The sequence below is a fragment of the Cyclonatronum sp. genome (assembly GCF_022565315.1).
Taxonomy (GTDB): Bacteria; Bacteroidota; Rhodothermia; order Balneolales; family Cyclonatronaceae; genus Cyclonatronum.
The window spans coordinates 83,186-105,223 of record NZ_JAIUMX010000002.1 but is presented as its reverse complement, the minus strand read 5'-3'; the positions used below and the strand labels follow the sequence as shown (position 1 = coordinate 105,223).

Here is a 22,038-nt window from a genome sequence, read left to right as displayed (position 1 = left end):
CTGAAAGGCTGGGTTTAGGGTGCGTGCAGCTTTGATTGCACTTGCTTTATCAAAAAAGCAGGCACGGTATGAAGGGGCGTTCCTTCTGCAAAAGAATAAGGGATGCTGTACCCTGGCATCCTCTCAGGCTGAAAAGTGTTGTTTCTGCCGGTAAATGGTTGTCGCGTAAAGTCCAAAGCAGGCGTTAAAATATTTTGTAAATAACAGGCCATTATAAGGAAAGGCAAGTGCACAAAATACACCCAATTCTGCCAAAGAACAAACAGGCCATCGGTATCAGAACCTGAACCGCCTCTCGTCGGGCAGGCTTGCAAGGGTTTCATTTTATTGAAGATAAAAGCATGTGATACAGTACGGTACCAATGGTTACAGAAACATTGAGGGAATGCTTATGGCCAAATTGCGGGATTTCAAGGCACTGATCCATAAGGGGGAGCAGCGCGTCATCAAGTCCGGTAACTTCGTTGCCGAAAAAGAAAATGACTTTCTGCCCGGGTGCCGCCCTGAAATCGGTTAGCATACCGGAATCTTTTGTTTGTTCAATACCAACTAAGTGGCTGCCAGCCTGTTTTGCCGTAGTCAGAAAATCAAGCGGTTCCTTGATAAAGCTCCAGCTCACAGTTTCATCAGCTCCAAGAGCCGTCTTGGAGATTTCAGGCCGAGGGGGCACCGGAGTGTAGCCCGACAGATAAAGGTGCCCGCAGCCGAAAGCGTCGCAGCTGCGGAATGCTGCCCCCACATTGTACATGCTGCGGATGTTATGCAGCCATACCGCAGCGTTTCTGAGCTGAGCCGGAGGGGTGCGGCCAAGGTTTTCTGCGAGGATCTCGCGAGTTGTTCTTTTTTTATAGCGGTTCATCGTATAATGTTAAACCCAATTGATATCAAAAAAAAGCGTATATTTAAAACTGTCGGGTCTCACAATGGCATGCTGTTGTGTTGCCCGATATTTTTTTATTATCTGTCGTTAACAGAAAAGCTGATTCAGGTACACATGCTTCAGCTCTGTAAAAACCACCCTGCCCTCCGCATAAACAGGACAGGGTGGTTTTTTTAGTGCACTCACTAATCCGCTTGTATCGACAGTAAATCAAGTAAAAACAATCTACTCAATAAATTATTTGGCATAGTTGTGAAAGTAAATCATTTATCAAAAGAAGGCTTTCAGAAATTAAAAGACGAGCTGCGTACCCTCAAAACAGAAGGTCGCAGGCAGGTAGCTTCCGATATTGAGGAAGCCCGCTCGAAAGGCGATCTGAGCGAGAATGCGGAATATGATGCCGCAAAAGAAGCGCAGGGGCTGCTCGAAAAGAAAATTGCGGAGCTTGAGCACGCTCTCGCCAACGCCCGCGTGATAGACGAGCGAAATATTGATGCTTCCAAGGTGTATGTGCTTTCAACGGTGAGCATCCTTAACAAAAAAAGTAACAAGAAAAACACCTATACCCTGGTGTCTCCGCAGGAAGCAGACTTCAACACCGGAAGAATTTCGGTTGATTCGCCAATCGGAAAAGGGCTGCTCGGTAAAGAAGTGGGCGATGTGGTTACGGTGAAGGTACCGGCGGGCATGCTCGAACTTGAAATCCTTTCTATCGAACGGAACAATTAAAATCCGTTACGGGCAGGTTTCTGAAACCGTTCTTAGCGCTGATCCTGAAATACGGCCTGCTGCCTGCTGCACTGAGCTTCGCGCATGGGTGCCGGCAGCTTCCTTAAAAAAACGGACTGATTTAATCTCATGATTATCCTCGGCATCTCCTGTTATTATCATGATTCAGCTGCGGCTATACTGCGCGACGGTGAGCTGATTGCAGCTGCACAGGAAGAGCGTTTTTCCCGGCGGAAACACGACCCCGGATTTCCGCGAAATGCCATTAAGTATTGTTTGAGGGAGGCGCGCATCACCCTAAACGAGGTAGATGCCATCGCTTTTTACGACAAACCGTTTCTTAAATTTGAGCGTATTCTCGAAACCTACCTTGCCTTTGTACCCCGTGGTATTTTAAGCGCATGGAAATCCCTGCCGCTTTGGATACGCGAAAAACTCTGGATTTCCGATCGCATCCGTACGGAACTTGGCTATGAGGGGAAGCTTTTGTTTCCGGAGCACCATGAGTCGCATGCGGCTTCTGCCTTTTTCCCCTCACCGTTTACCAAAGCCGGCGTACTCACCATGGATGGCGTGGGTGAATGGGCAACAAGCTCGATCGGCAGCGGTGAAGGCAACCGGGTAAAGCTTCTGAAGGAACTTAACTTCCCGCATTCACTCGGCCTGCTGTACTCCGCTTTCACCTACTTCACAGGTTTTCGGGTAAATTCCGGCGAATACAAACTCATGGGCCTGGCACCTTATGGCGAGCCTGTTTACGCGCAGCAGATTTACGATGAGCTGATAGATTTGCGGCCCGACGGCTCCTTTCGCCTGAATATGGCCTATTTTGATTATGGCGCCGGGCTCAAAATGACCTCGCGAAAGTTTGCAAAGCTGTTCGGCGGACCGGCCCGCAAGCCGGAAACCGCAATAGGGAAGCGGGAAATGGATCTTGCCGCTTCTGTACAGGTGGTAACCGAAGAAATTATGCTGCGAATGGCCAAACATACCGTTGAACTTTCCGGAAGCCGCAACCTCTGCCTTGCAGGCGGGGTTGCGCTTAATTGTGTGGGCAACGGCAAATTGCTTCGCTCAGGAATAGTTGACGACATCTGGATTCAGCCGGCTGCCGGTGATGCCGGCGGTGCTATTGGCGCTGCCTATGTTGCACACTATCATTATTATGCACAGCAGCGGCCCACCCCGGCCGGAGATGCCATGCAGGGAAGCTACCTTGGTCCGGCTTTTTCTGATGAGGAAATCAGCATGTTTGCCGAGGCAAACGGCTGCAAATACCGACGTATGCCGGAGCGGGACCTCATTGAATCAACAGCAGAAGCCCTGGCTTGCGGAGAAGTTGTAGGTTGGTTTCAGGGAAGGATGGAATTCGGGCCCCGGGCACTCGGCAACCGCTCCATTCTGGGAGACCCGCGTTCAGAAGTGATGCAGAAAACCCTGAACCTGAAAATTAAGTACCGGGAAAGCTTTCGCCCCTTTGCGCCAAGCGTGCTGCAGGAGCAGGTTTCCGATTGGTTTGAACTCGAAACGGAAAGCCCGTATATGCTGCTCGTTGCCGGTGTGGCTGCCAATCACCTTCGTAAAACCGCACCTGAAACCCGTGGTTTCGACAAACTTTATGAGCTGCGTTCGGATATCCCGGCAGTTACGCATGTAGATAACTCAGCCCGAATACAGACCGTTAACGGCCGATGGAACCCGCGCTATCACGCCCTTATTAGCTCTTTTTGGGGAAAAACAGGGTGTCCGGTTGTAATCAATACCAGTTTTAATGTGCGCGGCGAACCCATCGTTTGCACCCCTGAAGACGCCTGGCGCTGCTTTATGCGCACCAAAATGGACCGGCTTGTGATGGGTTCCCTTGTTTTCCTCAAAAAAGATCAGGAAAAACTACCCGAAACTGACGACTGGAAGGAGGAATTTGTACTTGACTAAGCCATCGTTTATCGGCGGTCTGCTCAGCGAAATTGAGGTGAGCCGCAAAAAAATACGCGGTTTTGGCTGGGTGATGCTTTTCGTGCCCGGAATACTCATCCCGCTGGTGCTCAGCTGGTTTGCTGGCTGGAGTGTGACCAATGCAGCAGTCATTTTTTCCGTTATCGGTTTACTGCTGTTTGTTTTTTCTATGCTTAAACCAAATGCCATGCGCGGGGTTTACAAAACCTGGATGCTGCTTGCCCTGCTCATGGCTTTATTTACGACCAAAATCACCATTAGCCTGGTTTACTTTCTGGTGATGACACCCATTGGCCTTTACCGTCAGTTCAGAAACGGTGATCCGCTTTCAATGAATGCAGATGACCGAATGGAAAGTTACTGGGTTGACCGGAAGCCGATCATACGGGAGCCACAATCTTACGAGAAGCAGTACTAAGCGAATACCGTATGCCAGACACCCGCTTCACCGCACCCTCACTTATCGACGTGTATCCTTACCGGATGAGTTGCGGCGCCGTTCATTTTATGATGTTCCGCCGGGCAAAGGGCACGCTTTATGAGGGGCAATGGCGGATGATTGGCGGCAAGGTTATGGCAGGGGAGACCGCAGCAGCGGCGGCGCAGCGGGAGTTTAAGGAAGAAACTTCACTTGATGCCGAACTGTTCTGGTGTGTACCTTCAGTCAATTCTTTTTTTGATTTTGAGCGAAATATGCTGCATCATATACCGGTTTTTGCATGCAGCTGCAAAACTGAAGCTAAACCGGTATTAAACCATGAGCACGACAGTTATGGCTGGTTTACAGCCGCAGAAGCCGCAAAGCTGACCGCCTGGCCGGAACAGCAGCGGTTAATACGGCTTATTGAGCGTATCCTTCTTCATCAGGATTCTTTACCCAACGAATGGATTTTATCACGACCTTGAACCGACGGCACGGTGATATTCACCGGTTTTACAATACAGCACTATGAAGCAGCATACGGATTTTTCTTTCCGCCCGGCCTCCCGCACACAGATGTTTTTTTGTTATCTCGCAGCAGCAATTCTTACCGTTGTGCTTCTGCTTGGTGGAAACAGCCGCAGCTACGCACAATCGTTCACCGAAAAACCTTACGAACTGCGTTTTGCACCTGATTTTTGGTATAACGACGTGGATGGCATCCGGCTCGGCGTAAGGATGAGGGGGCAGGTTCCCGGAACATTTGATGACGGCCCGCACCGCCTCGATACCGGTCTTTGGCTGGGTACATGGCTGCCTGATACCCCGGTTTCCTATTATATTAAGTACACCAATCCGATAGCATCGATTTCTGATTTCAACAGCGAGGGGAGCTACAGCCTGCTAAGCAGCATTCGTGCAGGGTTTCACCGGCATGGCCTTGGTTTCGACAAACGCTGGCAGCCGGGTTTTAACGAAGATGAATTCACGCAATTCGCAGCTTTTGGCGGTGTTTATCGGCATTTTGATGATGAATACCTGGTGTTTCCGGCGCTCTGGCAGGATGGCTGGACCCCCCATCTCGCGATGAGTGCGCAGCGGCAGCAGGCTACAGAAGCAGGTTTTCTTTACTACAGAGCTTCCGCATTCACAGGCCTGGCTGACGGGGAGGATTTATTCAGCAGTCTTCAGGCCGAGGTCAGGAAAAGCATAGCGCTCAGCAGGCAGTTTAACATCCGGCTCCGGGTTTCCGGAGGGTATGCAGCTGGTGAGGTGCCACCCGAGCAACGGTACCTCGCTTCTCAGGCAACAGCATTCAGCTGGATGAACTCCGGGTTTTTCCGGGCCAAAGGAACCATACCGGTACCCTGGATGGAATCGGGTGCTTTTCAGCTCACCGGAAATGCAGCCAACATCAGAGGGTATGCAGGCCGCGATGCGCGTAATGCCAGAAACGGAACGCCGGTATTTTATGAAGCTTATACTGCAATAAACGCTGAAATCGACTATCCCAACCCGATTGACCGCATCTTTGAGAGCATCCCGATATTGGGAGATTTCCTGAGGCTGCGTTCGTATCTTTTTACGGATGTATTCAGCGGAGCCCGTTATTCGGATGACAGAACCGAAAATCTCGCTGATGCAGGCGCCGGTTTTGCATTATCACTCAACATTCCCGATCAGCTTGGCCGGCCAAGAGGCTTTGTACTTCGCTGTGATCTGCCCGTTTGGCTTTCCTCCCCTGAACCGGGTGAAGACCCCCTGAAACTGCGGGGGATAGTCAGTTTTGGAGCAGTAATCGGCTTTTAAAACAAAAAAACGTGACAGCAAGATCAGGTACGTAACACAGGTTTACTGAAATCACAGACGGATATCAATACCGCAGGTGCGCAGGGTTTACTGCATATACAGACAGCTTCGTATTGGGTAAAGTAATGTCTGAAACTGCTGAAATTGTTTCCGCTAAGCTTCCCAAAATTTCTTAATTTGTAACGCTGTACAATTTACGGCGTCACCTAAGTTTCATATAGACCTCCTACATGAAAAAAAACCTTACAGAATTATTTAAAATAGAAAATCTCAAAGCAGATCTGCTTGTGAGCAGCAGGAAACGGTACTTTATAAAAATCGGACTTGACTATTTAATTTTCCTATTGTGTGCTCCTCTCGCGGTATTTGTAAGAATGGGGCATATTGACGCCTGGGAGCTGTTGTTTGTTTATACGGCTATAGCATCTGTTTCGAAGCTTGTATCCCTTTTGGTAATTAAAATCTATAAACAATCCTGGCACAATGTTTCTGTGTTCGATTTGTTTCAGGTAATTCTGATCACCCTCTTCTCAGCAGCAATTACACTCGCAGCCGTTTTGTATATGAGGTCAGTTTCGGTGTTTGCAGTACCTTTCGGAGTTGTGCTGATTGATATGGTACTTTCGATTATTGCACTTGGCGCATTTCGGATGCTTGCACGCGTGATTACCGAAAATGCTCACTTAGTTAACCCAAACAACACCAAAAAAAATAAACGGGTTTTGATTGTTGGTGCGGGAAGTGCCGGTACAACGATGGCAAAAGAACTTCGAAAAGACGCAGATGCCAACATGGCACCTGTTGGTTTTCTGGATGACGACCCCGCCAAGCTTCGGCAGACATTTGTAGGTTTAAAAGTTTTCGGTACTACGCAGGATATCGGTGAAGTAGTAAAATCGCAGAATGTAGATATTGTGCTCATTGCAATCCCTTCAAATCCGGATGCTGTTCGTGAAATCCTGAAAAAAACCATTCAGCTAAAGGTTAAACACAGGATTCTGCCCAGGCTGGCCGATCTTGCAAACATGAGTGTATCGGTTTCACAGATTCGGGAAGTAGATGTAGAAGATTTGCTTCAGCGCGATCCCATCAACCTGAATACCGACGAAATATCAAGCTACCTAACCGGCAAAACGGTGCTTGTAACCGGGGCTGGCGGGTCAATAGGTTCCGAAATTGTGCGGCAGGTTTGTAACTTTTCCCCGGCCAGAATTCTGCTTGTAGGCAGGGGTGAAAACAGTATTTATCAGCTTCAGCTTGAGCTTAACCGTCAGTATAAAAATATTGAGTATTTCGCCTACATCACTGATGTGCGTGATAAGGAATCACTGGCACGCATTTTTGAGCGTCATAAGCCGGAAATTCTTTTTCATGCAGCTGCGCACAAGCATGTACCGCTCATGGAGGATAACCCGGAACAAGCGGTATTCAACAACATCTTCGGCACAAAAAACCTGGTCGAACTTGCCCATGAATGGAAAGTTGAGCGCTTCGTTAATGTATCAACCGATAAAGCCGTAAACCCGACTTCAGTAATGGGTGCTTCGAAGCGTGCAGCAGAGTATGTTGTGGAATGGGGAGCAACGAAAGCAGGTAAAAATCAGGTATTTGTATCAGTTCGCTTCGGAAATGTGCTTGGCAGCCGTGGCAGCGTTATCCCGATATTTAAGGATCAGATTCAGAACGGCGGTCCTGTAACCGTAACGCATCCTGAAATGAACCGTTACTTCATGACAATACCGGAAGCTTCCCAGCTTGTTCTGCAGGCCGGAGGAATGGAAAATAACGGAGCCGTTTATGTGCTTGATATGGGCAAACCGGTTAAAATATCAGATCTTGCACGGGATCTGATTCAACTCTCAGGCTTGATACCGGGGAAGGATATACAGATTGAATACACGGGTATGCGCCCCGGCGAGAAGCTTTTTGAAGAGCTGCTTACTGCAGAAGAGGGAACGGAGAGTTCCAAATACAAGAAAATTATGGTTTCCAGAAAAAGCAAGGTGGGTATAGATAATCTGGAAGAGATGCTTGTTCGTTTACACGAGGCAGCATTGGCCGGCGACGGAACCACTATCCGCAAATGTTTTTATGAAATGATTCCTAACTATTCGGGCTATAAGCTCAATGGAGAGGGAAAAGTCAATTAAAAGTAAAATCGTAATCTAAAAAAACTATTATGAAAGTTATGATAACCGGTACAGCCGGTTTTATCGGTTTCCACCTTGTTAAACTGCTTCTGCAGGACGGACATGAAGTTATAGGTATAGATAATATCAACGATTATTATGATATAAATCTTAAATATAACAGACTCCGGGAAACAGGCATAAATATTGAAGAAATCCGTGACGGAGAGCCGGTGGAGAGCAGCTTACCCGGGTATCGCTTTGTAAAGCTTGGTCTTGAAAACAAAGACGGGATACTTGAGCTTTTCAAAAAAGAAAGATTTGATGTTGTTATAAACCTTGCGGCTCAGGCTGGCGTGAGATACAGCCTTATTAACCCGCATACATACATTGATGCCAACATAACCGGTTTTCTGAATATTCTCGAAGGATGTCGTCATTATCCCGTAAAGCATTTGATTTATGCTTCATCAAGCTCAGTTTACGGGGCGAATACAAAAATGCCGTTTTCTGTAAATCACAATGTTGATCACCCCGTGAGTTTGTATGCCACATCCAAAAAGGCTAATGAACTGATGGCACATACTTACGCGAATCTTTTCAATATACCTTCAACCGGGCTTCGTTTTTTCACTGTTTACGGTCCGTGGGGGCGCCCTGATATGGCGCTTTTTCTGTTTACCAAGGCCATCACTGAAGATAAGCCTATCGACGTATTTAACCACGGCGAAATGATGCGTGATTTCACCTATGTTGATGATATTGTTGAAAGTATCCGCAGGCTTGTGCCTAAGCCACCGGTTGCTAGCAGTACCTGGTCGGGCGACAAGCCGGACCCCGCAACAAGCTTTGCACCCTATCAGATTTTTAATATAGGAAACAGCAATCCTGTAAAGCTGATGGATTTTATTCGCGAAATTGAAAAAAATCTCGGAAAAGAAGCCAAAAAGAATATGATGGATATTCAGCCCGGAGATGTTCCCAAAACCTGGGCTGATGTTGAAGCTTTGTTCGATTATACGGATTACAGGCCTAAAATTACCGTTGAGCAGGGTATTAAAAACTTCATTGAGTGGTACAAAGATTATTACAAAGTTAGTTTGTAGTTCGCTGTACCCTATAAATATAAACAGGCGTACGGATTATAAATCAGTACGCCTGTTTTGTTTATAGCAGATTATTTTTCTTAAGGATCTGAGCAATGTATGGGTCGTCTTTTGCGAGATCTTTAAGAGCCTGATGGATATTGTCGCTGTTTTTTGGTATTTCAGTTTGCAATCTAATGAAGCTGTCATTGAGCATTTTATTTTCTTTCTTCATGGGCTCAATAAATTTAAAAGTGAGTATCAGGATAGAAAGCACTGTTACAAGCGACAAAAACAGCAGTGCCAGAATAATGTACCAAAACTGCTGTTCAAAACTGCTGATGCTCAGATAGGTTTCGTTGGTTCGGTTTTCAACGCCTGTGAGCCGCTGATCAACAGCTCCAACACGGTCAACTAATAAATCTTCAGTACGTGTAAGCCTGCCTTCAAGCAGTGTACCAAGTTCGGTGATTTCCCGCAAAATCCTGTTGGAGTCGCTTACAGGCAGCGAAGGGGCTGTTGATTGCGGAACTATTGATTCAAGGGTATCAGCAATAGCCGATATGTAAGGCTCAGCTTTTAGTAAACTCTGTGCAGATAATTTTACGGGGAAAGTGAACAGAAAAAGCAGTATTGAAAATGACAATACTGCTTTGGTTTTGTTATTCAATTCAGATAAAAACATAACATTTTTTTGATATATGCATCAGACTAATTTAAGGGCTGCATCAATAATTTTCCGCTTCAAATCGGTGTAAGGTGCGCCTACAAGTTCCGCACCTGAGGGGCCCGGCCCGCTTTCCATTACTGCCATTTCATTAGAAAACTCTCTGAATCCGAAAAAACCGTGTGAGCGTCCGTGTCCGCTGCTCCCATTTCCGCCAAACGGCAGGTTATTGTGAGCAAAATGACTGAGGATGTCGTTGGCAACAAAACCTCCGGTACGAATACGATCACGCCAAAAACGGATTTCTTTGTTATTGGCTGAAAAGATGTAGGCGGCAAGCGGTTTTGGATTGCGTGAAAGCTGATCAAAAATTTCATCATCATCACTGTAGCTAAGCACAGGTAAGACCGGCCCGAAAATTTCATCCTGCATTACCAGTGCCTGATTGGCCTCCTTGTTCATTTCGAGTACGGCTGGACCGAAAAAAAGCTCGTTTTCGTCAGAGTATTGAGGGAACAGTAGCTTTCCGTTTTGTGATAGCGCATCTTGTAGCAGGGCCTGCAATCGGTTAAAATGATGCCGGTGGATCAGTTTTCCGTATCCAGTATCTGTGGGTTTACCTTCACAGGCGAGCGGGAAACGTTTTTTTATTTCCTGTTCAAGCAACTCATGAAAACGAACACGTATGTTTTCATGAACCATCACGTAATCAGGAGCTATACAGGTTTGTCCGCAATTAATATATTTGCCCCAGGCAATGCGCCTTGCTGCTTTTTCTACATCTGCGTGGCGGGTAACGATGCAGGGTGATTTGCCGCCAAGTTCAAGCGTAACCGGAACCAGGTTTTCAGCAGCAGCTTTCATTACTTTTTTCCCGATTGCGGGGCTGCCTGTGAAGAAGATGTGATCCCAGGGCTCAGAGGTTAAGCCGGCAGCAAAACGGGCGTCTCCTTCCTTTAAGGTGCACAAACCTTCAGGAAGACACTCTTCCAAAATATGGCGGATAACCTTGTTTGTATTTGGTGTAAACTCCGAAGGTTTAATGACAACCTGGTTGCCGGCGCCAATAGCAGAAGCCAGCGGGCTCATTACAAGATTAAAGGGGTAGTTCCAGGGTGACAATATCAGGACACGCCCTTTTGGCTGATAGTGTACATAAGCTTTGGCTGTGAAATGAAGCAAAGTTCGGTTTACGGGCTTTGGGCTGCTCCACTCTTTCAGATGTTTGCGGATATGCCTAAGTTCAGATATAACCGGTATAATTTCAGTAACTTCAGCTTCTTCAGGCGGTTTGCCAAGGTCCTGATACAAGCCCTCACATATCGCTGTTTTTGCATTTATAACAGCACTCTGCAGTGCTTTTAGAACAGTGAGTCGTTTCGGAACGATTAAAGGGGGAGCTAACGTTTGTATTTTCATGTTGATAGAAGAATAAAAAAGTGGCTTCGCTGATAAAAATAACTTGCAGCTAAATTTTCAATTGCTTCACGAATAAAGTATATTTATGGGTATCCAAAGCTCGTAAACTAAACTATATATTACTATGAAATCAAAAATACTTATCATTTCTGTTTTGGCTTCATTTTTGATCGCCGGATTTACAGCCGGCGACGTAAGTGCTCAAAATCATGACGAAGAAAGACGGCTTTCAATCTCAGTGTTCGGCGGAACTACGTTGACAAATGATGTATTCCGGCTTGGCCCTATTGGTAGTGTCGAAGTTGACAACCAAAATAAAGCTTTATTCGGCGCCAGTTTAATGTATGCACTTACACCTGCATTTAGTTTCGAATTCCTAACTCAATATATGCAGTTTGAAAATGGTTCGGCAGCATTAAATGAATACGAAAGCACAGTTCTGGACTTTTCTTTCAGAACTAACTACAACCTGAATCATATTCTGGGTTTAAACAGAATCTCGCCAAATGTAGCTCCATACATTACACTTGGTGCAGGCTTGTATTATTTTGACTACGAACGCGTAAACACGCAATCTAACATGACTTTTTCTGATACCGGGTTTCAGCTTGTAGCTTTAGCCGGTGCCGGATTTAATTTCCGTGTTTCTAACGGAATCGATTTATTTGCGCAGTACGATTTCCGCATCACACCAGATAACGTTGTTGCCAATACTCTCAGAACCAATCCTAACATCGATAAAAAAACAGTTACCTATGGTTCTTTGTTCGGAGGTCTTCGTTTCCACTTTGGCCAGCGTGAGGCACTCCACATGTCATGGAGACCTGCCCCAATGGATCTCTATGAAGATGATTTTAACCGTTTGATGGCACTTCATACCCGCATGGACGACCTTGAGCGTCAGCTTGCAGCACAAGGTGAAGATATGAGCGGTATTGAAGCCAGAACGTCAGCTCTTGAAGGTCGTGCCGACAATCATGAAGGCCGTATCGGAGAGCTTGAGAGAAAATTTGCTGAAATGGAGCAAACCATGCGTGACCGTGAAAGAGAGCGTGATACACGCACAACCATGACTGTTGATGAGCGTGGTCTTACACAGGTTCTTGCTGATGGGCATTATGTTCAGGTCTTTGCTGGTCTGACACTCGAGCAGGCTCAGCGCGTAAGGCAAACCATGATTTCTCAGTTGCAGGGTGTTGTTGATAACCCGGCTCAGATGGTTCTCATAACACAGAGACGTCAGTTCTACGAAGTGCGTGTAGGTGTTTTCAACCGTTTCCCTGAAACAGCCAACGTGCTTAGAACTGCGCAAGGTACCTTCAGTGATGCATTCGTTGTCACATTCCCGCGCCCGGCTCACCTCAGCTCACAATACCAGGACATCAGAAGAACAAACTAAGGTTTCTTCAAATTAACACAAGCATATCCGAGCTTTTAAGCCCTCCTGAGATTACAGGAGGGCTTTAGTTTTTAAAAATCTTTCTATACTATATCCGATTCAGCCCTTCTAAAGAGCTTTGAATAATTAACACAGCTGAACACGGCAAACAAAAAAGCACTCCGGTAATCCCGAAGTGCTTTTTTTTTGAATTGGTTTGAGTCTTAGAGCGATAAGGATGTAAGATACTCGACGCCGTCAATGGCGGCAATATCTTCGAGCGTTTGTTTATCTGCAGGTTTGTCAATTGCGATGGCTGTTACAGCGCGCATGTTAGCGGGATTTCTGCCAAGGCTCAGGGAGGCGATATTGATGTCTTCCTGTGCAAGTTTTGAACTAACCGCAGCAAGCATACCCGGCTTATCCACGTTTTTATAAATAATGAGATTGCCGTGCAGCTGAACTTCGATCTGCAGGCTGTTAATGCCCACGACCCGGAAATCCGTATCTCCAAACACAGCACCTGATACGCGGCTGAAGGCTTCTGCTCCGCCAATATGCACCGTCATCAGTTCTGAGAAGGTACCTGACGAGCTCTCTTTTATTTCGCGAATCCTGATCCCCTTGCCGTCTGCCAGATAACGGGCGTTAATGAGGTTTACAGGGGCTTCATCAATTTGGTGAAGGTAGCCGGCCAGAAAAGCGTCCGTGAGGACTTCAGCATGGCTGCCGCACTTTCCGGTGTATTCTATGGTAAGCTCTTTCACATTCCAGCCTGCAAGCTGAATGCAGAAGCGGCCCATCTGCTCAGCGAGTTTAAGGTAAGGCTGAAGTTCAGCATTCGTAGATAATGCGATTGACTTTCCGTTGATGCTGCCTTTAAAATCCTTAAGTTCGAGTGCATCAGCCAGTTGATGAGCAATCTGCACCGCAACTTTCTCCTGAGCTTCTTCAGTTGAAGCCCCAAGGTGAGGCGTACAAACCACATGAGGGTGCTCCAGCAGGGCGCGCATATCTTCTGTTGGCGGTTCGCTGCTGTACACATCAAGCGCAAGTTCTGAAACAGTGCCGTCATTTAGCATGTCAAGCAGGTCAGCTTCATTAAAAATACCGCCGCGCGCGCAGTTAACCAGCTTTACACCTTTCTTGAGTTTTGATGACTGCTCTTTCGATATAAGGTTGCGTGTTTTTTCGGTAAGCGGAGTATGCACCGTAATAATGTCTGAGCTTGCAAACAACTCATCCATATCAACGAGTTTGATTCCCAGCTCACGCGCTCGCTCGTTGGTCATGTAAGGGTCGAAACCAACTACGTGCATCCCAAAGGATAGCATGCGCTGTGCTACACCGGAACCGATCTTGCCCAGCCCTACTACACCCAGCGTTTTTCCGTGCACTTCTGTGCCAAGGTATTTCTTGCGGTCCCAGCGGCCGGCCTTTAACGATGCTACCGCATTCGGGATGTTGCGCACCAGTGACAAAATCAGGCCGCAGGTGTGTTCAGCTGTTGAAATCGTATTGCCGTCAGGGGTATTCATCACCAGTACGCCCCGACGGGTAGCAGCATCGATATCAATATTATCAACACCTACACCGGCCCGGCCAACTACTTTAAGGTTCGGTGCTTTGGCGAGGAGGGCTTCGTCAACCTGTGTGGCACTGCGAACTACAATGCCGACGGCATCTTTAATGTGGGTTTTAAGTTCTTCAGGGGTAAGCTTTGAATAAAGCTCACCCTTAATTCCGCGTTCCGCCAGAATTTCAGCGCTTACGGGGTCAATATTATCGAGTAATAGTACTTTCAGTTTTTCACTCATAGCTTGGCTTGTTGGTGTAATGATTTATCTTCCGGCTGTCGCTGCGCCGGTTTTGGTTAAAAATAATTCAGAAAGCTGTGCGCACGGCAATCAGTGAGAAGGGCTAACCGGCTTCAGATTCATCCATGAAATCCGCAAACAGCGTTTCGAGTTCATTCAGACCATCTTTTTTTTCGGCTGAAATGCTCACTACGGGTACTTCAATGTTGATTTCCTGATGCAGCCGGTACAGCGCGGCCAGCGCTTCCTGTGCCTGTGTCTTGCCGATTTTGTCCTTTTTATTAAAGACATTTGCAAACGGGATGCCGTTATCGGCCAGCCAGTACATAAATTCCAGATCGGAATCGTGCGGCTTGTGCCTGATATCAAGGATGATGAGCACCAGCCGCAGCTCTTCACGCTTAACCAGGTATTCGGTCATGGCCTTGCTCCATCGGGTCTGCTCTTTCTTGGAAACCTTGGCATAACCGTAACCGGGCAGATCCACAAGGTACCAGCTGTTGTTCATCCGGAAATAATTCATTTCACGGGTTTTGCCGGGCACGTTACTCGTTTTGGCCAGTTTGTTTTGGTTGGTGAGCGCGTTAACGATGGATGATTTCCCCACATTAGAACGACCGGCAAGGCAAAACTCCGGCAGCTTGTCGTCGGGACAAAAGCTGATTTTCGGTGCAGACAGCACGAATTCAGCCTGTTTGATGAAGGGTGTTTTTCCCGTTTGCTCTGCTGGCGTGTCTTTGCTGAATTGACTCATAGTGGTTTTTGGGAGCGGTTTCTAAACCAGCTCGTTGGCTTCTTTCCCCATTTGGGTTTCTACCGGAACCGGGTACCGGCCCGTAAAACAGGCGCTGCAATAATTGAGGTTGCCTTCGTTTGCTTCCTTAACGGCTTCAATGAGGCCTTTCGGGGATAGATAATGGAGGCTGTCAACACCGAGTTCTGCTGCAATCCGGTCGATGTTCCGGTCAAATTTGTTGGCAATCAGTTCTTCCGGACTCGGAAAATCCATCCCGTAAAAACAAGGCTCAATGATGGGCGGTGAGCTCACAAGAAAGTGAATTTCCTTCGGGTTGCACTTCCGGATCATATCGATCAGCATGCGGCTTGTAGTGCCCCTTACGATGGAATCATCCACAATCAATACGATGCGGTCTTCAATCACACCACGGACAGGGTTGAATTTTGTACGGACCTTGAACTGACGTGACTCCTGTCCCGGCGCAATAAAGGTACGGCCTACATAGTGGTTGCGGATCAGGCCAATTTCGAATTTGCAGTCATATCCGAGTTTGCGGCTTTCACCCGCGTAGCCGAGGGCGGCAGTGTTGCTGCTGTCGGGTACAGATATTACGATGGGCTTTTTGTCGGAAGTTGACTTTACGATATCCGGAATGCGGTGCTCCCGGGCAAGGTGTTTGCCGATCTGCCGCCTCACCTTATCCACATTTTCGCCGAAGATCCGGCTGTCGGGCCGGGAAAAGTAAACGTACTCAAAAACACAGCCGGCTGTATCGGTGCCGGGTTTCCGTGGTAAGGTGTAGGAGGCCGGCTCACCCGAGGAAGTTGCGTTGTCGTCGATTACAAGCACTTCACCGGGCTCGATATCTCGGATGTATTCGGCCCCGATAATATCAAAAGCACAGGTTTCGCTTGCTACCACAAAGCTGTCGCCAAGCCTGCCGAGGGCCAGCGGACGAAATCCGTTGGGGTCACGAACGGCAATAAGCGCGTCATCGGTCTGGATAACCAGGCAGTAGGCACCTTCAATCTGTCTCAGGGCATCCATGATCTGCTCGAACTGACCGGTTTTGAGGCTGTGCGAAATCAGATGCAGAATCAGCTCGGTATCGGAAGTGCTTTGGAAAAGTATCCCTTCATTTATGAAGCGCTGCCGCAGGGATGGCGCATTGGTGAGGTTACCGTTATGCGCAAGTGCCAGGTTACCTTTTCGGTAATGCACCCTAAATGGCTGAATATTCGCCGGATTATTGGATGAACCCGACGTGGAGTAGCGGTTATGCCCTATCGCCTTACACCCTTTGAGTTTATCTGTGAAGATGCGTTTGTCTTCAAACACATTTAGTACCAGGCCGAAATCTTTGTGCATCGGCATGATGTTTTGCCCGCGGGCTTCATCAAATACAGAGCTGACAATTCCTGCTGATTCCTGCCCTCTGTGCTGAAGCGCATGCAGGCCGTAGTAGGCCATTACAGCGGCTTCCGGATGGTTATAAATACCGAAAATTCCGCAGTAATCGTGTGGTTTATCCGACATATCAGCTTGTTGGGTTCGGGATGAAAGTTGCAAGCCTTAAATATACGGATAATAGAAACGCCATTCTTTTTGAAGTCAGGGATTTGAAGGCAAAAAAAAAGCGAACCTGCTTTAGTGCAGATTCGCTTTTGTATGAGCGAGAAACGGGACTCGAACCCGCGACCCCAACCTTGGCAAGGTTGTGCTCTACCAGCTGAGCTATTCTCGCTTACTTTTTGATAGGCTTAAATATAAGCACCTTTCAGCCCTCTGCGCAATATCTTTTCCGATTTTTTTTGAATGAGGCCAAATCGCTTCTTCCGGATTCCTAAAATCCTGATTTTAAGAAAGTTGAAATAGTTCAGAAAAGAGACAGACTGATTGCTAATCCGGTTTGTACCAGATGGATTTCTATAGCCACAGCCGGGAAAATGAGCGGCTGTTGTATTTCTGAAATGTAAACCAAAAGCCCAAAATCCCTGGAGCGCCGACAAACACACAGTTTGAGAGAGATATGAACTTACACTTGATTCAGAATGCATCAGCCTGTAAAGCAATCTAAAAAAAATCGCATCTGAGTATGATAAACAGTACCTTGAAAAGATGCCTAATTAAAATATAAGGCTATAATAAATAGTAACATACTGGTTTAGCGGTACTTTCAATTTGATAATGAGCGCGCTGATATGAATATTTACGTCATAAAATATGGCGGCAATGCTATGACTGATGCCGGAATCAGGGAAGAGTTGCTGGCTGAGGTAGCCCGCCTTCATAATAAAGGTGAAAAGATGGTGCTTGTACACGGCGGCGGACCTGAAATCAAGAAGCTGCTCAGCCTGGGAAAGGTGGAGAGTGAGTTTATTGGCGGCCATCGGAAAACGACCGCTGAAGCCATGTATTACGTGCAGCTTGCCCTGCGAGGCGAAGTTAACGGCAGCCTTGTAAGCCAGCTCAACAACCAAGGAGTGCGTGCGGTCGGCCTGTCTGCGAAAGACGGCCGCATGGCCGAAGTGAAGCGTCGTTACCACCTTGCTGCCTCTGCCGACGGCTCCCGCACCGAAACCGATTTGGGGCAGGTTGGCGACATCATCCGGTTCGATCCCGCTCTTGTACAGGCCCTGCTTGGGGCAAATTACCTTCCGGTACTGTCGCCGGTTGCGCAGGGGGATGACGGCCTCGACTACAACATCAATGCCGATGCAATGGCCGGCGCGGTGGCTGCGGCATTGCGGGCAAAGGCTTACATCAGCCTGACCGATGTGGACGGCCTCTATGAAAACTGGCCCGATCCGGCATCCCGCATCGACGCTATTTCCTTAGGGGAGCTGAAGAAATTTTGCGCAACCAAAGCGAGCGGCGGCATGCTGCCCAAGCTCGAATCTGTTATATTTGCACTGGAAAACGGTGCCGGTGAAGCCCACATCATCAACGGTACCAAACCCGCTCAGTTTGCCGCCCGGCTGCAGGGCGGGGCTGCTTCCGGCACACGCATCACCTTAACCTGATTTTAATTTATGTCTGCAAAATCACATCACGCGATTGATAACGAAGTTCATTTCAAAACTTACAAGCGGTATCCGGTAACCCTGGTGAAGGGAGAAGGCTCCCGCGTTTGGGATACCGAAAACAAATCCTATATCGATGCCCTCGCCGGAATTGCGGTTAATAATGTGGGGCACTGCCACCCGGCTGTAGTTGAAGCCATTCAGCTGCAGGCAGCGCAACTCATTCACACCTCAAATTTCTTTACAACCCCGCAACAGGTAAAGCTCGCCGAAAAGCTGGTAGGGCTGAGCAATCACGACCGCGTCTTTTTCTGCAACAGCGGCACTGAAGCCATCGAAGGCGCCCTCAAACTGGCCAAACGGTACGCCAATAAAATGGGCAAAAAGGGCGACATCATCTCTTTTAACGGGGCTTTTCACGGCCGTACGCTTGGCGCCCTTGCGATGGGTCAGCCCAAGTATCAGCAGGGATTCGAGCCCATGCTGCCGGGCTTCACCCAAATTCCGTTCAACGATATTTCGGCGGCTGAAGCTGTGATTAACGACGAAACCGTGGCCGTATTTCTTGAACCCATTCAGGGGGAAGGCGGTATTCATGTCGCAAACAAGGAGTTCATCAATAAGCTGAGCGCCCTTTGCTACGAGTATAAGGTGCTGCTCATTTTTGATGAGATTCAGTGCGGTATCGGTCGGACCGGTAAGTTTTTTGCGTACGAGCATTACGGCATCGTGCCCGATGTGGTCTGCATGGCCAAAGGCCTGGGCGGCGGATTTCCGATTGGTGCATTTATCGCAACCGAAGATGTGGCCAACGTAATCGAGTACGGCAAGCACGGCACTACTTTTGGTGGTAACCCGCTGGCCTGTAGTGCTGGTCTCGCAACGATCGATGCCATTTTTGATGAGCACATGCTCAGAATGGCACATGAAAATGGCCAATGGCTGCGGGAGCGCATCCGCATGGAAATGCCCGGCGAACCGGGCATCAGCGAGGTGCGCGGCATGGGCCTGATGACCGGCGTGCAGCTCAGCTTTGAGGGCGCCGGCGTTGCGCTTCGCATGCTCGAAAAAGGCGTGATCGCCAACGTTACGGCCACCAACGTGGTGCGCCTCGTACCGGCACTCAACATCAGCCGGGACGAACTTGATACCGTAGTAGATGTGATGGTGGAGTCCATTGCCGAAGAGCGCAGGGTGCAGGCTGAGAAAGCTGTGGCAGAGCAAAGCTGAGCTTCGGCTCATACCCGAAACCCGGCTCAGGCCACAGAACCCATCACCCTACACCCCAACCCCATGAGCACCAAAAAAATTAAAGTCGCCATTGCCGGCGCTACCGGCTACACCGGCGCTGAACTCGTGCGGCTGCTGCTTGAGCACCCGAATGCAGAGCTGGTAGCCGTAACTTCAGAGCGAAATGCCGGCGCCTGGCTGCACGACATTCATCCGCAGCTGGCCGGCCTCACCGCCATTCAGCTCAAGCCGCTGGATGACATCAACCTTGCCGAACTCGACACCCTTTTTCTGGCCCTGCCGCACCGGGTATCGATGACCTTCATGCAAAAGCACCATCCGCTGCCGTGCAAAGTAGTGGATCTCTCGGGCGACTTCCGCCTTTCCGACGTTTCGGTGTACGAGCAGTGGTACGATACCAAACACGTGATTCCGTCACTGGTGAAAGACGCAGCCTATGGCCTGCCCGAGCTTTTTCGGGAGCAAATCCGCAATGCCCGCCTGATCGCCAACCCCGGCTGCTACCCCACCTCCGCCATTCTGCCGCTGGCCCCGCTGGTGAAGGAAGGCCTCATCGATGCCCGTTCTGTCGTGATTGATGCGAAGTCCGGCATTACCGGAGCCGGCGTGAGCCCCAAAGACAACACCCATTTCCCGCACGCCTACGACAATTTCAGTGCCTACGGCATCAGTACACACCGGCACACCCCGGAAATCGAACTCAGCGTCGGAGCCTTCGCCGGCAGCGAAGTACGGGCGCAGTTCACCCCCCACCTTTTGCCGGTCAACCGCGGCATCCTTACCGCGACCTACAGCACCGCGGTGAAGCCGGTTGATGCCGCAACCCTGAGCGAAGTGTACGAAAAAGCCTACGGAGGCGAATATTTTATCCGCATGAGGCCGCAATCGCCGCAGTTACGCTTTGTTCGGGCCTCGAATTTTTGTGATATTTACGCAAGCTATGATGCCCGCACGAACCGCATTATTACCATCAGTGCGATTGATAACCTGATGAAAGGTGCCGCCGGGCAGGCCGTGCAGAACATGAATTTAATCAACGATTTGGAGGAGACAGCCGGCCTCACGGGCAGTCCGGTTTGTCCCTGACCTACACCTATGGAAAACATAACCAACGTTCGCGGCTTCCGATATTGGGGAGCGCACACCGGTGTAAAAAGCAAGCGCCGGGACCTCGGACTCATCGTTTCGGATGAGCCTGCTTCAGCCGCCGCGGTTTTTACGCGGAATGTGGTTGTAGCCGAACCCATCAAAATTTGCCGCGAACACATCAAAGGCGGAAAAATTCAGGCCATTGTAATCAACTCGGGCAACGCAAACGCCTGCACGGGTCAGCAGGGGTATCTCGGGGCACAGGCTATGGTAGCTGCGGTATCCGAAGAGCTGCGGATCCCCAGAGAGCAGATTCTGGTTGCCTCAACCGGGGTAATCGGGCGCGAGCTTCCCACCGAAAAAATTGTGGCAGGAATCCGTGAAAATGCCGGAAAATTAACCAGCCGCAAAGTCGCCGGGTCGCTGCTTGCGAGCGCCATCCTCACGACCGATACCTTCCCCAAGGAAGGCTTCGTGAGTTTTTACCTGGGTGAAACGCAGATCAACATGGGCGCTGTAGCCAAAGGCTCCGGCATGATTCATCCCAACATGGGCACCATGCTCGGCTTCATCATGTGCGATGCCGCCATAAAACCCGCCCTGCTGCAGGAAATGCTGGCCGAAGTGGTGGATGACACCTTCAACATGATTACGGTGGATGGCGATACCTCGACCAACGATATGGTCGCGATTCTTTCCAACGGTGCCGCCGGAAATCCTGAAATCACCGAAAAAGGACCGGATTACGACCTCTTCAAAAGCAAACTGCACGAACTTTGCGAACACCTCGCCCGAATGATTGTCTCCGACGGCGAAGGGGCCTCCAAACTGATCGAATACCGGGTGAAGGGGCTACCGGAGCGGGAGCAGGCCCGGCAAATTATCCGCACGGTTTCCGATTCTGCCCTGGTGAAAACCGCGATGTTTGGCCGCGACCCCAACTGGGGCCGCATTGTCGCCGCAGCCGGCCGGGCAGGCGTTAACTTCGACCCCGATAAAACCGACCTGTACATCAGTTCCGGTGTGGAAATGAAAATCCTGGAAGGCGGTCAGCCGCTTCGTGTGAATCTCGGTGAACTTAAACGTATGATGCGCTCAACCGAACTGCGCATCACCCTCGATTTCAATCAGGGAGATGCCGAAGCCACCGGCTGGGGCTGCGACCTGAGCTACGAGTACGTGCGCATCAACGCAGAGTACACAACTTAGGCTGCCCGTCACGAATTCAGTACAACTCAGCTGTACTGAATAAAGCAGAACTCCTCCCTTTGGGTTACGCGCTTAATCCAACCGGGCAAGAACACACAAGTGTAACCTAACCGGCGGAACATACCTGAATCAGCATGCATTGCGCTTCAGCCTCCGTTTATTTGGGGGAAACTCCGTGAGCATCACGGTCTTTCGTGCCTGCTCCGACATCCCAAATCGGCGGAGCAGCCCCTGCTTTTTGGATGTCGGGCGCTACCGGGCTGAAGTCAATCAGGTATCGAATTTCATGTTTAGCCTGTGTCTGTACAATTCAGGTGTACTTAAGGAGAAGTGTATAATCCACGGATAAGAAATATATTTCCTCAACCGGAAATACTGCGTTTTTTCATGTCACTGTCTTGAAGTTGAGCAGTAATTCTTACTATAAATACACAAGC

19 protein-coding genes and 1 tRNA gene are annotated in these 22,038 nt (G+C 48.9%); 12 read left to right on the top strand and 8 right to left on the bottom strand.

Features of this window, described 5'->3' with window-relative positions:
* Positions 1 to 14 precede the first annotated feature (14 nt).
* Complete coding sequence (locus tag LAT75_RS01040) at positions 15 to 323, bottom strand: hypothetical protein (protein WP_291480755.1); 309 nt, start codon at positions 321 to 323, stop codon at positions 15 to 17.
* Entirely contained in the window at positions 320 to 859 is a 540-nt protein-coding gene (locus LAT75_RS01035) for a TrmH family RNA methyltransferase (RefSeq protein WP_291480754.1), read from the bottom strand. Before LAT75_RS01035 ends, LAT75_RS01040 begins: the two co-directional genes overlap by 4 nt.
* 267 nt (positions 860 to 1,126) lie before the next feature.
* Here LAT75_RS01035 and greA point away from each other — a divergent pair, with 267 nt between their 5' ends.
* The 7 genes from greA to LAT75_RS01000 all read left to right on the top strand — a co-directional run bounded on the left by greA (position 1,127) and on the right by LAT75_RS01000 (position 9,030).
* The gene (gene greA, locus LAT75_RS01030) at positions 1,127 to 1,609 is read left to right on the top strand and encodes a transcription elongation factor GreA (RefSeq protein ID WP_363320495.1); all 483 of its coding nucleotides are present in this window, start codon (positions 1,127 to 1,129) and stop codon (positions 1,607 to 1,609) included.
* Positions 1,610 to 1,738: 129 nt separating this feature from the next.
* Positions 1,739 to 3,544, top strand: coding sequence for a carbamoyltransferase (locus tag LAT75_RS01025; RefSeq protein ID WP_291480752.1), 1,806 nt, complete (start codon positions 1,739 to 1,741; stop codon positions 3,542 to 3,544).
* The gene (locus LAT75_RS01020; RefSeq protein ID WP_291480751.1) at positions 3,537 to 3,983 is read left to right on the top strand and encodes an SxtJ family membrane protein; all 447 of its coding nucleotides are present in this window, start codon (positions 3,537 to 3,539) and stop codon (positions 3,981 to 3,983) included. The genes LAT75_RS01025 and LAT75_RS01020 overlap by 8 nt, the downstream gene beginning before the upstream one ends.
* A gap of 11 nt (positions 3,984 to 3,994) precedes the next feature.
* Positions 3,995 to 4,471 (top strand): NUDIX domain-containing protein, encoded by a 477-nt coding sequence (locus tag LAT75_RS01015; protein ID WP_291480750.1) that lies wholly within the window; start codon positions 3,995 to 3,997, stop codon positions 4,469 to 4,471.
* A 43-nt stretch (positions 4,472 to 4,514) separates the two neighbouring features.
* Positions 4,515 to 5,795 (top strand): hypothetical protein, encoded by a 1,281-nt coding sequence (locus tag LAT75_RS01010; protein ID WP_291480749.1) that lies wholly within the window; start codon positions 4,515 to 4,517, stop codon positions 5,793 to 5,795.
* A gap of 374 nt (positions 5,796 to 6,169) precedes the next feature.
* Positions 6,170 to 7,945 carry a nucleoside-diphosphate sugar epimerase/dehydratase gene (locus LAT75_RS01005; RefSeq protein WP_291480748.1) on the top strand — a complete coding sequence of 592 codons (1,776 nt, stop codon included), beginning with the start codon at positions 6,170 to 6,172 and terminating at the stop codon, positions 7,943 to 7,945.
* 29 nt (positions 7,946 to 7,974) lie between these two features.
* Positions 7,975 to 9,030 (top strand): NAD-dependent epimerase, encoded by a 1,056-nt coding sequence (locus tag LAT75_RS01000; RefSeq protein ID WP_291480747.1) that lies wholly within the window; start codon positions 7,975 to 7,977, stop codon positions 9,028 to 9,030.
* A 61-nt stretch (positions 9,031 to 9,091) separates the two neighbouring features.
* Here the strand turns inward: LAT75_RS01000 and LAT75_RS00995 are convergent, their stop codons facing one another.
* Both LAT75_RS00995 and LAT75_RS00990 read right to left on the bottom strand, forming a co-directional pair.
* On the bottom strand, positions 9,092 to 9,655 hold the full coding sequence (locus tag LAT75_RS00995; RefSeq protein ID WP_291480746.1) for a hypothetical protein: 564 nt from the start codon (positions 9,653 to 9,655) through the stop codon (positions 9,092 to 9,094).
* A gap of 60 nt (positions 9,656 to 9,715) precedes the next feature.
* Positions 9,716 to 11,095, bottom strand: coding sequence for an aldehyde dehydrogenase family protein (locus LAT75_RS00990; protein ID WP_291480745.1), 1,380 nt, complete (start codon positions 11,093 to 11,095; stop codon positions 9,716 to 9,718).
* Between the two features lie 124 nt (positions 11,096 to 11,219).
* Here LAT75_RS00990 and LAT75_RS00985 point away from each other — a divergent pair, with 124 nt between their 5' ends.
* Complete coding sequence (locus tag LAT75_RS00985; protein ID WP_291480744.1) at positions 11,220 to 12,494, top strand: outer membrane beta-barrel protein; 1,275 nt, start codon at positions 11,220 to 11,222, stop codon at positions 12,492 to 12,494.
* 203 nt (positions 12,495 to 12,697) lie between these two features.
* Here LAT75_RS00985 and serA read toward each other — a convergent pair whose 3' ends face one another.
* The 4 genes from serA to LAT75_RS00965 all read right to left on the bottom strand — a co-directional run bounded on the left by serA (position 12,698) and on the right by LAT75_RS00965 (position 16,773).
* Positions 12,698 to 14,290: a phosphoglycerate dehydrogenase gene (gene serA, locus LAT75_RS00980; RefSeq protein ID WP_291480743.1), complete on the bottom strand. Its 1,593-nt coding sequence runs from the start codon at positions 14,288 to 14,290 to the stop codon at positions 12,698 to 12,700.
* A 103-nt stretch (positions 14,291 to 14,393) separates the two neighbouring features.
* Entirely contained in the window at positions 14,394 to 15,044 is a 651-nt protein-coding gene (gene yihA, locus LAT75_RS00975; protein WP_291480742.1) for a ribosome biogenesis GTP-binding protein YihA/YsxC, read from the bottom strand.
* 21 nt (positions 15,045 to 15,065) lie between these two features.
* Positions 15,066 to 16,565, bottom strand: a complete 1,500-nt coding sequence (gene purF, locus LAT75_RS00970; RefSeq protein ID WP_291480741.1) for an amidophosphoribosyltransferase — start codon at positions 16,563 to 16,565, stop codon at positions 15,066 to 15,068.
* Positions 16,566 to 16,700: 135 nt separating this feature from the next.
* Positions 16,701 to 16,773 (bottom strand) — tRNA-Gly (locus LAT75_RS00965).
* Between the two features lie 457 nt (positions 16,774 to 17,230).
* Between LAT75_RS00965 and argB the strand changes: the two genes are divergently transcribed.
* The 4 genes from argB (at position 17,231) to argJ (ending at position 21,601) form a co-directional block, all read left to right on the top strand.
* Complete coding sequence (argB, locus tag LAT75_RS00960) at positions 17,231 to 18,052, top strand: acetylglutamate kinase (RefSeq protein ID WP_291480740.1); 822 nt, start codon at positions 17,231 to 17,233, stop codon at positions 18,050 to 18,052.
* Between the two features lie 9 nt (positions 18,053 to 18,061).
* Positions 18,062 to 19,282 carry an aspartate aminotransferase family protein gene (locus LAT75_RS00955; RefSeq protein ID WP_291480739.1) on the top strand — a complete coding sequence of 407 codons (1,221 nt, stop codon included), beginning with the start codon at positions 18,062 to 18,064 and terminating at the stop codon, positions 19,280 to 19,282.
* Between the two features lie 63 nt (positions 19,283 to 19,345).
* On the top strand, positions 19,346 to 20,389 hold the full coding sequence (argC, locus tag LAT75_RS00950; protein ID WP_291480738.1) for an N-acetyl-gamma-glutamyl-phosphate reductase: 1,044 nt from the start codon (positions 19,346 to 19,348) through the stop codon (positions 20,387 to 20,389).
* A 9-nt stretch (positions 20,390 to 20,398) separates the two neighbouring features.
* Positions 20,399 to 21,601 (top strand): bifunctional glutamate N-acetyltransferase/amino-acid acetyltransferase ArgJ, encoded by a 1,203-nt coding sequence (gene argJ / locus LAT75_RS00945; protein ID WP_291480737.1) that lies wholly within the window; start codon positions 20,399 to 20,401, stop codon positions 21,599 to 21,601.
* Positions 21,602 to 22,038 lie beyond the last annotated feature (437 nt).

Coding starts and splice junctions, on each gene's coding strand:
- LAT75_RS01040 (WP_291480755.1), bottom strand. CDS start 323: ATGAAACCCTTGCAAGCCTGCCCGACGAGAGGCGGTTCAGGTTCTGAT.
- LAT75_RS01035 (WP_291480754.1), bottom strand. CDS start 859: ATGAACCGCTATAAAAAAAGAACAACTCGCGAGATCCTCGCAGAAAAC.
- LAT75_RS01025 (WP_291480752.1), top strand. CDS start 1,739: ATGATTATCCTCGGCATCTCCTGTTATTATCATGATTCAGCTGCGGCT.
- LAT75_RS01015 (WP_291480750.1), top strand. CDS start 3,995: ATGCCAGACACCCGCTTCACCGCACCCTCACTTATCGACGTGTATCCT.
- LAT75_RS01010 (WP_291480749.1), top strand. CDS start 4,515: ATGAAGCAGCATACGGATTTTTCTTTCCGCCCGGCCTCCCGCACACAG.
- LAT75_RS01005 (WP_291480748.1), top strand. CDS start 6,170: ATGGGGCATATTGACGCCTGGGAGCTGTTGTTTGTTTATACGGCTATA.
- LAT75_RS01000 (WP_291480747.1), top strand. CDS start 7,975: ATGAAAGTTATGATAACCGGTACAGCCGGTTTTATCGGTTTCCACCTT.
- LAT75_RS00990 (WP_291480745.1), bottom strand. CDS start 11,095: ATGAAAATACAAACGTTAGCTCCCCCTTTAATCGTTCCGAAACGACTC.
- LAT75_RS00985 (WP_291480744.1), top strand. CDS start 11,220: ATGAAATCAAAAATACTTATCATTTCTGTTTTGGCTTCATTTTTGATC.
- serA (WP_291480743.1), bottom strand. CDS start 14,290: ATGAGTGAAAAACTGAAAGTACTATTACTCGATAATATTGACCCCGTA.
- yihA (WP_291480742.1), bottom strand. CDS start 15,044: ATGAGTCAATTCAGCAAAGACACGCCAGCAGAGCAAACGGGAAAAACA.
- purF (WP_291480741.1), bottom strand. CDS start 16,565: ATGTCGGATAAACCACACGATTACTGCGGAATTTTCGGTATTTATAAC.
- argB (WP_291480740.1), top strand. CDS start 17,231: ATGAATATTTACGTCATAAAATATGGCGGCAATGCTATGACTGATGCC.
- LAT75_RS00955 (WP_291480739.1), top strand. CDS start 18,062: ATGTCTGCAAAATCACATCACGCGATTGATAACGAAGTTCATTTCAAA.
- argC (WP_291480738.1), top strand. CDS start 19,346: ATGAGCACCAAAAAAATTAAAGTCGCCATTGCCGGCGCTACCGGCTAC.
- argJ (WP_291480737.1), top strand. CDS start 20,399: ATGGAAAACATAACCAACGTTCGCGGCTTCCGATATTGGGGAGCGCAC.